General features: G+C 74.5%; 10 protein-coding genes. 6 read left to right on the top strand and 4 right to left on the bottom strand.

Annotated features, from left to right (window positions below; genetic code table 11):
• Positions 1-129: 129 nt before the first annotated feature.
• From ACZ6RC_RS25250 to ACZ6RC_RS25240, 3 genes are all read right to left on the bottom strand, one after another.
• The gene (locus tag ACZ6RC_RS25250; RefSeq protein ID WP_469587174.1) at positions 130-852 is read right to left on the bottom strand and encodes a gamma-glutamyl-gamma-aminobutyrate hydrolase family protein; all 723 of its coding nucleotides are present in this window, start codon (positions 850-852) and stop codon (positions 130-132) included.
• A gap of 31 nt (positions 853-883) precedes the next feature.
• Entirely contained in the window at positions 884-2338 is a 1455-nt protein-coding gene (gene eat / locus ACZ6RC_RS25245; protein WP_453618207.1) for an ethanolamine permease, read from the bottom strand.
• Between the two features lie 151 nt (positions 2339-2489).
• Entirely contained in the window at positions 2490-3251 is a 762-nt protein-coding gene (locus ACZ6RC_RS25240) for a FadR/GntR family transcriptional regulator (protein ID WP_391144827.1), read from the bottom strand.
• Positions 3252-3329: 78 nt separating this feature from the next.
• On the opposite strand from ACZ6RC_RS25240, the gene ACZ6RC_RS25235 reads away from it, so the two are divergent.
• From ACZ6RC_RS25235 to ACZ6RC_RS25220, 4 genes are all read left to right on the top strand, one after another.
• Complete coding sequence (locus ACZ6RC_RS25235) at positions 3330-4694, top strand: glutamine synthetase family protein (protein WP_453618204.1); 1365 nt, start codon at positions 3330-3332, stop codon at positions 4692-4694.
• Between the two features lie 8 nt (positions 4695-4702).
• Positions 4703-6076: an aldehyde dehydrogenase family protein gene (locus ACZ6RC_RS25230; RefSeq protein ID WP_469587167.1), complete on the top strand. Its 1374-nt coding sequence runs from the start codon at positions 4703-4705 to the stop codon at positions 6074-6076.
• Between the two features lie 5 nt (positions 6077-6081).
• On the top strand, positions 6082-6864 hold the full coding sequence (locus ACZ6RC_RS25225; protein WP_453618202.1) for a 3-oxoacyl-ACP reductase: 783 nt from the start codon (positions 6082-6084) through the stop codon (positions 6862-6864).
• A 124-nt stretch (positions 6865-6988) separates the two neighbouring features.
• Positions 6989-7900, top strand: coding sequence for a DUF2510 domain-containing protein (locus ACZ6RC_RS25220; protein WP_469587163.1), 912 nt, complete (start codon positions 6989-6991; stop codon positions 7898-7900).
• A gap of 44 nt (positions 7901-7944) precedes the next feature.
• Here ACZ6RC_RS25220 and ACZ6RC_RS25215 read toward each other — a convergent pair whose 3' ends face one another.
• Positions 7945-9147 (bottom strand): amino acid deaminase/aldolase, encoded by a 1203-nt coding sequence (locus ACZ6RC_RS25215; protein ID WP_469587160.1) that lies wholly within the window; start codon positions 9145-9147, stop codon positions 7945-7947.
• A gap of 109 nt (positions 9148-9256) precedes the next feature.
• On the opposite strand from ACZ6RC_RS25215, the gene ACZ6RC_RS25210 reads away from it, so the two are divergent.
• A complete protein-coding gene (locus tag ACZ6RC_RS25210; RefSeq protein ID WP_469587157.1) occupies positions 9257-10681 on the top strand; it encodes a hypothetical protein in 1425 nt (474 codons plus the stop codon).
• Positions 10678-11895, top strand: coding sequence for a type VII secretion-associated serine protease mycosin (mycP, locus tag ACZ6RC_RS25205; protein ID WP_469587154.1), 1218 nt, complete (start codon positions 10678-10680; stop codon positions 11893-11895). Before ACZ6RC_RS25210 ends, mycP begins: the two co-directional genes overlap by 4 nt.
• The last annotated feature ends 106 nt before the right edge of the window (positions 11896-12001 follow it).

Raw genomic sequence — 12001 nt, 5'->3', positions numbered from 1 at the left:
CCCACGAGTGCTCGTGGGTGCGCGCGCAGCCCCCCCGCGCCCCCGAAAGGGCCCTCAGCGGGTCCGGGCGTGCGACTCCCCGCGCCTCACCACGCCCCGGCGCTCGACGCCGTGATCAGGCCGCGCTCCTCAGCGGGTCCGGGAGCTCGCCTCCCCGCCCCACATCACACCCCCGGCGCTCGACGCCGTGATCAAGCCGCGCATGACCCGGAGGTCCTCGCCCATCTCCGGGTGCCACTGGACGCCGAGGGCCCACGCCGGCTCCGGGAGCTCCACCGCCTCGACCGTGCCGTCCTCCGCGTACGCCGACGGGATCAGGCCGTCGCCGAGGCGGTCCACCGCCTGGTGGTGGTAGGTCGGGACGGACGTCAGCTCGGGCACCAGGGAGGCGTAGCGGGTCCCCGGGACCGGCTTGACCGCGTGGTGGCCGATCACGCCGACCGCCTCCACATGGCCGTCGAGGTGCTGCACCAGCGTGCCGCCGAGCGCCACGTTCAGCAGCTGCATGCCCCGGCAGATGCCCAGCAGCGGCGTCCCCGAGGCGAGCGCCGCCTCGATCAGGGCCAGTTCCCAGGCGTCCCTGGCCCGGGCCGGCGGTCCGGTACGCGGGTCGGGCGCGGCCCCGTACCGTACCGGCTCGACGTCCGCGCCGCCCGCCACCACCACGCCGTCGAGCCGGGCCACGACCCCCGCAGCCGCCGATGGATCGTCCGGCGGGAGCATCGTCGCGAGACCGCCGCTCGCCTGGACCAGGCGCGGGTACTGCGCGGGGAGCAGCGCTGCCGGCATCTCCCACACTCCCCAGCGGGCCGGGTCGAGATAGGTGGTCACGCCGATGAGCGGCTTGGGCACGGGGGACACTCCTGCGGTAGGGGACGGTACTTCAGTCGCGTTCGAGTTCGGCCTCGGCCGCCGCCAGCGCCGCGAACTCCTCCTCCGGCGCCTTCGCCACCAGATGGTGCCGACTGTAGAACGCGAAGTAGGCGAGGGCGATCACGTACACCCCGAGGGCGATGAAGGCCGCGTCCTTGTCGACGAGGAAGGTGGCCACCAGCGCCGACAGGGCGAGCACGAACGCCACCGACGAGGTCAGGACGCCGCCCGGGGTGCGGTACGGCCGGTGCAGCTGCGGTTCCCGGCGGCGCAGCACGATGTGCGAGAGCGCCATCAGGGCGTACGAGATGGTGGCGCCGAACACCGCGATGTTCAGCATCCGCGCCCCGTTCCCGGTGCCCGCCGCGAGCGCGAAGCCGATCGCGCCGGGGATGAGCAGGCCCAGGTACGGCGACTTGCGGCGGCTGGTCAGCGACAGGAAGCGGGGCAGGTAGCCGGCCCGGGAGAGGGCGAAGAGCTGCCGCGAACCGGCGTAGATGAGGGAGAAGAACGAGGCCACGAGCCCCGCGAGCCCGGCGTAGTTCACGAACCGGCTGAGCGCCGTCGGCTCCCCGTCGCCCTGGAGGGCCACCACGAGCGGGTTGCCCGCCTCCTGGATGGCGGCCGAGCCCCGGGCCCCCGTCGCGGCGAAGAAGGTCACCACGGCGAGCAGCACCAGGACGCCCATCGAGATCGCGAGCGCCCTCGGCATGGAGCGGACCGGGTCCTTGGCCTCCTCCGCCGCCAGCGGCACGCCCTCCACGCCGAGGAAGAACCACATGCCGAAGGGGAAGGCCGCCCAGATCCCCAGGAGTCCGAACGGCAGCCAGGAGTTGGCGCCGAACGCCTCGCCGTCGACCGGGATGTCGTTCAGTCCGTCGACGTGGAAGCCGCTCAGCGCGCCCAGCGCGAAGACGACGAGCGCCGCGACCGCGATCGCCGTCACGATGAGGCTGAACCGCAGCGCCTCGCCCACGCCCCACAGGTGGATCCCGATGAAGACCGCGAAGCAGGCGAGGTAGACCGGCCAGCCGGACTCCAGACCGAACAGGCCGAGCGATTCGACGTAGTCGCCGATGAAGATGGAGATCGCGGCGGGCGCGAGGATGTACTCGATGAGGATCGCGGTGCCGGTGAGGAACCCGCCCCAGGTGCCGAGGGCACGCCGGGCGAAGCCGTATCCGCCGCCGGCGGTGGGCAGGATGGCGGAGAGTTCGGCGAGCGCGAAGACGAGACAGGCGTACATTGCGCCCATCAGGACGGTGGCGATGGCCAGCCCGCCGAAGCCGCCCTTGGACAGGCCGATGTTCCAGCCGGAGAAGTCGCCGGAGACGACGTAGGCGACGCCGAGTCCGGTGAGCAGCAGCCAGCCGGCGCTGCCGCGCCGCAGGGCGCGGCGGTCGAGATAGTCGTCGGGCGCGGTCGTGGCTCCGGTCGTGTCCCCGGTGGTGTCTTCGAGCGTCATGGCAGCGTCAGCTCCCCGCAGCGGGCCCAATGGATTGGTGCCATACCTTTGCGCCGGGTCGGCGGGAACGCAACCCCCGTGCGTTACTTTCGGGTTACGCCGACGCCCCGCGCCGACGGACCGCGCCGGCCCCGGCTGCCGCCGTGGGCCCTCAGGTGAGGAAACCGCGCAGCAGGGCCGCCGTACCGCCGCAGTGTTCCCGCATGACCTCGCGGGCCGCGTCCGCGTCGCCGTCGAGCACCGCCTCCACCAGCGCGGTGTGCTGGTGCTGGGAGTGCTCCAGGTTGCGCACCAGCAGCGGGATGCAGTCGAGCAGGTCGTTCACGGCCGCCCGGACGCCCGCGTACTGCGCGGTGAGCGTCGCCGACCCGGACAGCTCGGCCAGGGTGAGATGGAGCAGGGTGTCCTGGCGGCGGTAGTCGGCCAGGGGGGCGTCGTGCGTGGCCGCCAGGGCCGCGCGCAGCCGCTCCGCGCCCTCGCTCGTCAGCCCGTGCGCCGCGCACAGCCCCGCCGCGCCGACCTCCAGGACCTCGCGGAAGCGCAGGGTGTCCTCGACGTCGACGGAGGCGATCCGGCGGCGCAGCTCGTCCTCGCCCCCCGTCTGCGGCCGGTGCAGCACGAACGTTCCGCCGTACCGTCCCCGCCGGCTCTCCACCAGCCCCTGTTCCTGGAGCACCTTCAGGACCTCGCGCAGGGTGACCCGGCTGATCCCCATCCGGTCGGCCAGTTCCCGCTCCGCGGGCAGCCGCTCCCCGCCGGGCACCAGCCCGAGCCGTACCACTTGGAGGATCTGCTCCAGCGCCTCCTCGAATCCGTTGCCCGCCCGCACCGGCCGCAGCACGGGCGTCAGCCGGTCCGGCACGTGCGCCACCGCGGCCGAGGCCGCGTCCGTCTCCCCACCGATCTTCGCCACGTCGCGGTTTCCCCTTCCCAAGCAATGGTCTTCGGCAATACCTTATGGCTCCCGGCTGGCCGAAGGAGGAGTAATCCCGTGGCAGACCGCAAAGCCCCGCTCTCCGTCGAGGAGCTGCGTGCCCTCGTCGCGAGCGGTGAGATCGACACAGTCGTCCTGGCCTTCCCCGACATGCAGGGGCGGCTCCAGGGCAAGCGGTTCGCCGCACCGTTCTTCCTCGACGACGTCCTCGACCACGGCACCGAGGGCTGCAACTATCTCCTGGCCGTCGACACCGAGATGAACACGGTCGACGGATACGAGATGTCCTCCTGGGACCGCGGCTACGGCGACTTCGCCATGATCCCCGACCTCGCCACCCTGCGCCGCGTCCCCTGGAACGAGGGTACGGCGATGCTCATCGCCGACCTCGCCTGGAACGACGGCTCACCCGTCGTCGCCGCGCCCCGCCAGATCCTCCGCCGCCAGCTGGAGCGGCTCGCCGAACACGGCTTCACCGCGCACGTCGGCACGGAGCTGGAGTTCATCGTCTTCAAGGACACCTACGAGCAGGCCTGGGACGCGAACTACCGCGGGCTGACCCCGGTCAACCAGTACAACATCGACTACTCCGTCCTCGGCACCGGCCGCGTCGAGCCCCTGCTGCGCCGCATCCGCAACGAGATGGCGGCTGCCGGGCTGACCGTCGAGTCCGCCAAGGGCGAGTGCAACCCCGGCCAGCACGAGATCGTCTTCCGCTACGACGAAGCCCTCGTCACCTGCGACCAGCACGCCGTCTACAAGACGGGCGCCAAGGAGATCGCCGCCCAGGAAGGCGTCTCGCTCACCTTCATGGCGAAGTACAACGAGCGCGAGGGCAACTCCTGCCACATCCACCTCTCGCTCCAGGACGCGGACGGGCGGAACGCGATGGCCGGGGACGGGCCCGGCGGCATGTCGGACGTCATGCGGTACTTCCTCGCCGGACAGCTCGCCGCCCTGCGCGACTTCTCCCTCCTCTACGCCCCCCACATCAACTCCTACAAACGCTTCCAGCCCGGCTCCTTCGCCCCCACCGCCGTCGCCTGGGGCGTCGACAACCGCACCTGCTCCCTGCGCGTCGTCGGCCACGGCCGCTCGATCCGCTTCGAGAACCGCCTCCCCGGCGGAGACGTCAATCCCCACCTCGCCGTCGCCGGCCTCGTCGCCGCCGGCCTGTACGGCATCGAGCAGCGCCTGGAACTGCCCCCGGCCTGCGACGGCAACGCCTACACCGCCGACTACGCGCACGTCCCCACCACCCTGCGCGAGGCCGCCGAACTCTGGGAGACCAGCCCCATCGCCAAGGCCGCATTCGGCGACGAGGTCGTCGCCCACTACCGCAACATGGCCCGCGTCGAACTCGACGCGTACGACGCCGCGGTGACCGACTGGGAACTGCGCCGCTCCTTCGAACGCATGTGAGGAACGAGTTGCCGCACGAACTGCTTGTCCTGAACCCGGCGACCGAAGAGGTCGTCGCGACCGTCCCGGCCGCCACCGCCGAAGACGTCGACGCGGCCGTCACCCGGGCCGCCGAAGCCCAGCGCGGCTGGGCCGCCGCGGCCCCCGCCGACCGGGCCCGGCTGCTGCGCCGCTTCGCCTCCGTCGTCGACGCCCACACCGAGGAGCTGGCCCTCCTCGAAGTCCGCGAGGCCGGCCACACCCTCGGCAACGCCCGCTGGGAGGCCGGCAACGTCCGCGACCTGCTCGACTACGCGGCCGGGGGAGTGGAGCGGCTCAACGGCCGCCAGATCCCCGTCGCCGGCGGGATCGACCTCACCCTCCTCGAACCCCTCGGCGTCGTCGGCGTGATCGCGCCCTGGAACTTCCCCATGCCGATCGCCGCCTGGGCCACCGCCCCCGCCCTCGCCGCCGGCAACGCCGTGATCCTGAAGCCCGCCGAGACCACCCCGCTCACCGCGCTCCGGCTCGCCGAACTCGCCCTGGAGGCCGGGCTCCCCGCGGGGCTCTTCCAGGTCCTGCCGGGCGAGGGGGCCGTCGCGGGCGACGCGCTCGTCGGACACCCGGGCGTCGCCAAGATCGTCTTCACCGGCTCGACGCGCGTCGGCAAATCGATCATGGCGAAGTGCGCCGACCAGGTGAAGCGCGTGACGCTCGAACTCGGCGGCAAGAGCCCCAACATCGTCTTCGCCGACGCCGACCTCGAAGCGGCGGTGGCGGCGGCGCCGATGTCCTTCCTCGACAACAGCGGACAGGACTGCTGCGCCCGCAGCCGCATCCTCGTCCAGCGCTCCGTCCACGACCGCTTCCTCGACCTGCTCGCCCCCGCGATCGAGAAGATCGTCGTCGGCGACCCCTCCGACGAGAAGACCCAGATGGGCCCGCTCATCTCCCGCGCCCAACTGGAGCGCGTACGGGGGTACGTCCCCGACTCCGCGCCCGCCCTCCGCGGCACGGCGCCCGAGGGCCCCGGCTTCTGGTTCCCGCCGACCGTCCTCACCGGTGTCCCCGAGGACGCCCCCTGCGCCGTCGAGGAGGTCTTCGGCCCCGTCGCCGTCGTCCTGCCCTTCGAGGACGAGGCCGACGCGATCCGGCTCGCCAACGCCACCGAGTACGGCCTGTCCGGCTCGATCTGGACCCGGGACGTCGGCCGCGCGCTGCGCGTCTCCCGGGGCGTCCGGGCCGGCAACCTGTCCGTCAACTCCCACTCCAGCGTCCGCTACTGGACCCCGTTCGGCGGCTACCGGCAGTCCGGCCTCGGCCGTGAACTGGGCCCCGACGCCCTCACCGCCTTCACCGAGACCAAGAACGTCTTCATCAGCACGGAAAGCACGGAGGCCTGAACCCCATGACCGACCCGATCGTCTGCCGGCGCCTCGTCGGCCGTACCGCCGTCATCACCGGGGCCGGCAGCGGCATCGGCCTCGCCGCCGCCCGCCGCCTCGCCTCCGAGGGCGCCCACGTCGTCTGCGGCGACATCGACGAGACCGCGGGCAAGGCCGCCGCCGAGGAGGTCGGCGGCACTTTCGTCCAGGTCGACGTCACCGACCCCGAGCAAGTCGAGGCGCTCTTCAAGGCCGCCTTCGACACCTACGGCTCCGTCGACATCGCCTTCAACAACGCGGGCATCTCGCCGCCCGACGACGACTCCATCCTCACCACCGGCCTGGAGGCATGGAAGCGCGTCCAGGACGTCAACCTCACCTCCGTCTACCTCTGCTGCAAGGCCGCCCTGCCCTACATGCGGCGGCAGGGCCGGGGCTCGATCATCAACACCGCCTCCTTCGTCGCCGTCATGGGCGCCGCCACCAGCCAGATCTCGTACACCGCCTCCAAGGGCGGCGTGCTCGCCATGTCCCGCGAGCTGGGCGTGCAGTTCGCCCGCGAGGGCATCCGGGTCAACGCGCTCTGCCCCGGGCCCGTCAACACCCCGCTCCTGCGGGAGCTGTTCGCCAAGGACCCGGAGCGCGCCGCGCGCCGCCTCGTGCACATCCCGGTGGGCCGGTTCGCCGAGGCCGAGGAGATCGCGGCCGCCGTCGCCTTCCTCGCCAGCGACGACTCGTCGTTCGTCAACGCCACCGACTTCCTCGTCGACGGCGGCATCTCGGGCGCGTACGTCACCCCGCTCTAGGGGATGTCTTGCCGACGGGACAGGCGGGCGTCCGACGCCCGGCTGTCCCGTACGCACAACGGTGCACCCCGGCCCGGCAGGACTCCGTGTACGGCCCCTCGAACACGACCTCTAGGGTGGCCGGATGAGCATGACGACCCCTCCCGGCTGGTACCCGGACCCGACCACGCCCTCCGTCGAACGCTGGTGGGACGGTACGACCTGGAGCGCCCACACCCGGCCCCTGCCGGTCACCGCTCCGATGCCGGTCGTCGCTCCCGCACCCGCACGACGGGGCCGGGCGGTCGTGTTCGGCGCGGTGGCGGTCGCCGCCGTCGCGGCGAGCGTGGTCGTGGGCGTCGTCCTCGGCGGCGACGAGGAGGACCCGGAGAAGGCGGGACCGCCCCCGGCGCCCCCGACGACCACCTCGGCCGCGCCCACCACCACCTCCTCCAGCGGCCCGGCGACCGACGACGAGGACGAGGACCCGACGCGGGTCGTCGACCAGCTCAACGGCATCAGCCTCCCCGTCATCAAGGGATGGGAGAAGCCGCGGTACACCGCCGGCGGCATGCCGACGGTCACGACCGCCGGCACCTACACCTGCCCCGGCGCGCCCAGCGTCGACTGCCGCCGAGGCACGGTCGACTCCCGCACGGCGTCGGGCACGGACGCCGCCACCCCGGAGGCCCTCGCCAAGGAGGACATCGCCCTGGCCGCGGACGCCTTCCTCGAGGACGACGTCTACGGCAACCACCCCTACGGCGGGATCGTCTCCCACCGGCAGGTCGCCGCCCGCCCCACCGTCGTCGCCGGCCGCACCGGCTACCTGGTGCGCTGGCAGGTCACCACCGGCAAGGGCCCCGGCGCCTACGTCCAGTCCGTGGCCTTCCCCTCCCCGCTGGGCAGCGAGTCCCCGGTCCTGGTCCGCTTCGCCTTCGACGCGGGGCCCGCCGGGCCGCCGCTCGCCGCGATGGACGAGATCGTGCGCGGGATCCTCCCCCTCGGCAGCACGACCAACGGAGGCGTGGGCGCCCCGATCACCCCGGGCTCCTGACACCCCCGCGGACGCGTCCTAGAGGAACGTACGGCGGACACCTTCTAGAGGAACGTGCGGCCCTCGCCCCGGTACGTCGGTACGGTCGCCGTGACCCGGTCGCCCTCGACCAGCCGCAGGCTGTCGAACCGCTCGCACAGCTCACCGGCCTTCGCGTGCCGGAACCACACCTTGTCGCCGATGAGCAGATCGTCGGCGGGGGAGCCGAGCAGCGGGGTCTGCACCTCGCCCGGCCCCTCCTGCGGGTCGTACCGCAGCCCCTCCGGAAGGTACGGGACGGGCAGCCGGTCCGGCCCCGCCGCGCCGGACGCGGGGTAGCCGCCGCCGAGCACGGTCACCACGCCGACGCCCGGGCGGCGCACCACCGGCTGGGCGAAGAGGGCGGCGGGGCGGCCGGAGAAGGACGTGTAGTTGTCGAAGAGGCGCGGCACGAAGAGCCCCGACCCGGCGGCGATCTCGGTCACCGCCTCCTCGGCCGCCGTGTGCTGCACGCTGCCCGTCCCGCCGCCGTTGACGAACTCCAGGTCCGGCGCGACCGCCCGCACGGCACGGACCACGGCGGCCCGCCGCTCCGCCAGCTCCCTGCGGGCGGCGGACTGCATCAGCCGGATCGCCCGGGAGCGCAGCGGCCGCCCCGCGACCGCGTCCCCGACCCCGGCGACATGACCTTCGTACGCCATGATCCCGACCAGCCGGAAGCCCGGACGGCGGGCCACCGACCGGGCCAGCTCGGCCAGCTGGGCGGGCTCGCGCAGGGGGGAGCGCAGGGCCCCGACCCGGATCCGCCCGCCGAACAGCCGGAGGGAGGTGTCGAGCTCCAGACAGACCCGGATCTCCTCCTCGCCGCCCGCGCGGGCGTGGTCGACCAGGTCGAGCTGCGCCGGATCGTCGACCATGACGGTGACGGCGGCGGCGAGCTTGGGGTCGTTCGCCAGCTCGCCGAACGCGGTCCGGTCGGCGGACGGATAGGCGAGCAGCACGTCGTCGAACCCGGCGCGGGCGAGCCACAGCGACTCGTCGAGGGTGTACGACATGATCCCGGCGAAGCCCTCGCGCGCCAGGACCCGCTCCAGCAGCGCCCGGCACCGCACGGACTTGCTCGCCACCCGGATCGGCTTGCCGCCGGCCCGCCGGACGAGATCCTCGGCATTGGCGTCGAACGCCTCCAGATCGACGATCGCCACGGGCGCGTCGAGATGGGCGGTGGCCCGGTCGTACCGGGCCCGGTCGGCGGCGCGGGGAGTCATGGGCCGAGCTTGCCAGACAGGTTTACGGCAGGGTAGCCCCTCGGTTCCCGTGCAGGGGGGAACAGCCCGTAGAGTGACGGCCATTGCCAGAACGACCAGGGGGACGGGTATGACCACCGACGCGCACCCTCCCAGGTCCCGGATCACCGAGGCGCTGCTCCCCCAGACGCCCCCCGCCCCGAGCACCCCCGCACCGGGCACGTCCGCCGCCCCGGCGCCGAGCCGGTCCGCCGCTCCCTCCGTGCCGGGCACGTCCGCCCCGGCCCCCGCGCCGAACCGGTCCGCGCAGGCTCCGGCGCCCGGCGCCCCCGTCCCGGCAGGCGCCGCACGCCCCGCGACGGCCGCCCCGGACGCCCCCGTGCCGCCCCGCCCCGCCGGGCCCCCGGCCGCCGGCGGCGACGCCCGCGGCATACCGCCCCGCCCCGCCGAGGCCCCCTCCGTCGAGACGACCGCCCGGCTGCGCCCGATCCGCGACACCGGCCGGGACCCGCGTACGGCCCCGGCCAACGGCTCCGTACCCGCGCCCCGGCGCGCCGGCCACCCCCTGACCGCCCCCGCCACCGGCGACCCGCGCCGCCCGGCCCCGCCGAGGGGCCCGCACACCGACCCCGCGCACGGCGACCGGGCCGGCTCCCGACCGGAGACGGGGACCGAAGCGGCGGCGCAGGCGACATGGGCCGCGGCCGCCGGGCGGTCCCGGCAGGCCTACGGGACGTACGGCGCCTACCAGGCGTACACCGTGCCGCCCGAGACGCCCGCCGAGACGACCACGCGGCTCCGTCCCGTCCAGGAGCGCCGGACCGGACGCCTGATCGCGGCCGGGGTGTGCCTCGTCGTCGGACTGGGACTGACCGGCGGCGCCGTCGCCGGGACCGTCCTCGCCGCCGGCCATGTGGGCGAGCCCCCCGAACCCCCCGGCTTCTCGCAGGCCAGGGCCCTCTGGCACAACGCCCCGGTGGACACCCTCTTCCCCCGTACCCTCGCCGGCCCGAAAGCCGGACCCGGGGACGCCGCCCGCTCCTGGACGCGTGTCGTCGTCGCCCCCGACAGCCCCTGCACGCCCGCCGTCCTGCCCGCCAGCGTCCTCACCGCCCTGCGGCCCCCCGGCTGCGACCGCGTCCTGCGCGCCACCTACACCGACGCGACCGCCACCAGCGTCATCACCGTCGGCCTGGCGTTCACCCCGGCCGACCCCGCCACCATGCGCTCCCTCGACGGGCCCCTGATCGGCGACGACGCGCCCCCGCCGCTCTCCGCCCCCGGCACGGTCGCCGAGCGCTTCGGCGCCGGACAGCGCGCCAGCTGGTGGACGCGCGCCCTGCCCGACCTCCCCGTCGTCGTCTTCTCGGTCTCCGGGTTCGCCGACGGCCGCCCGGTCAGCCCCGAGCCCGCCGCCGAGGCCATGGCGGCCGACCGGACCACCGCCCCCGCCCAGGCCGGCCTCGGCCACGAGGCCAAGGGTGTCGCCGACGGCATCGAGCGCGGCCTGCGCGCGACCGTCGCCGCGGCCGCCCAGAAGGACGACGACCGGTGACCGCACGCCCCACCCGGAGCCCCGTCCGGCGCCGTACCCGCGCGCGCGCCACCGCCGCGGCCCTCCTCGCCGCCGCGTTCGCGGTCCTCCCCGCCACCGCCGCACCCGCCCACGCCGACACCATCCGCGGGCAGCAGTGGGGCCTGGAGGCGCTGCACACCGAGGAGGCGTGGCGCACCACCCGGGGCGAGCGCGTCACCGTCGCCGTCCTGGACACCGGCGTCGACGCCGACCACCCCGACCTCGCCGGCTCGGTCCTCACCGGCACCGACCTCATCGGCTTCGGCGCCCGGGAAGGCGACCGCGCCTGGGCCCGCCACGGCACCGCCATGGCCGGCATCATCGCCGGGCACGGCCACGGCCCCGACCGCCAGGACGGCGTCCTCGGCGTCGCGCCCCAGGCGCGGATCCTGCCTGTCCGGGTCATCCTCGAAGGCACCGACAAGGCCCGCGACAAGGCCCGCAAGTCCCGGGGGACCGCCCTCGCCGAAGGCATCCGCTGGGCGGTCGACCACGGCGCCGACGTCATCAACCTCTCCCTCGGCGACGACTCCGAGTCCGCGCACCCCGACGCCGGCGAGGACGCCGCCGTGCAGTACGCCCTCGCCAAGGGCGTCTCCGTCGTGGCCTCGGCCGGCAACGGCGGCGAGAAGGGCGACCACATCTCCTTCCCGGCGGCCTACCCCGGCGTCATCGCCGTCACCGCCGTCGACCGCTACGGCACCCACGCCTCCTTCTCCACCAGCCGCTGGTACGCCACCGTCAGCGCGCCCGGCGTCGACATCGTCATGGCCGACCCCGACCGCCGCTACTACCAGGGCTGGGGCACCAGCGCCGCCGCCGCGTTCGTCTCCGGCGCCGTGGCGCTCGTCCGCTCCGCCCACCCCGACCTGACCCCGGCCCAGGTCAAGAAGCTCCTCACGGACACCGCCCGCAACCGGCCCAAGGCAGGCCGCAGCGACGCCAAGGGGTACGGGACGGTCGACCCCGCCGCCGCCATCGAGGCCGGGGCCGCACTCCGGGGCGCCGACCCCAAGAACGCCGCCGCCGGCTTCGGCGGGCGCTATTTCGGCCCCGGGCCGAGCCCCGCCGCCGACGACGGCGAACCGACCGGCCTGCTCGCCCCCGTCGCCGGCGGCGTCGGCGTGCTGCTGCTCGTGGCCGCGGCCGTCCTCTGGCGCACCGGCCTCACCGACCCCCGCCCGCCCCGCTGACGGTCCCGCGCCGAGACACCCGGCCCGACCGCCCCGCCCCGCCCGGCTCGCGGACCCGGCCGACAGGCGATCCCCGACCCGACCGCCCCGCCCGGCTCGCGGACCG

This window comes from Streptomyces sp. NPDC048353, assembly GCF_055587165.1.
Note: the sequence above shows the minus strand (reverse complement) of the source record. Positions and strands in the feature narration are given on the sequence as shown.

Coding starts and splice junctions, on each gene's coding strand:
- ACZ6RC_RS25210 (WP_469587157.1), top strand. CDS start 9,257: ATGACCACCGACGCGCACCCTCCCAGGTCCCGGATCACCGAGGCGCTG.
- eat (WP_453618207.1), bottom strand. CDS start 2,338: ATGACGCTCGAAGACACCACCGGGGACACGACCGGAGCCACGACCGCG.
- ACZ6RC_RS25215 (WP_469587160.1), bottom strand. CDS start 9,147: ATGACTCCCCGCGCCGCCGACCGGGCCCGGTACGACCGGGCCACCGCC.
- ACZ6RC_RS25220 (WP_469587163.1), top strand. CDS start 6,989: ATGAGCATGACGACCCCTCCCGGCTGGTACCCGGACCCGACCACGCCC.
- ACZ6RC_RS25225 (WP_453618202.1), top strand. CDS start 6,082: ATGACCGACCCGATCGTCTGCCGGCGCCTCGTCGGCCGTACCGCCGTC.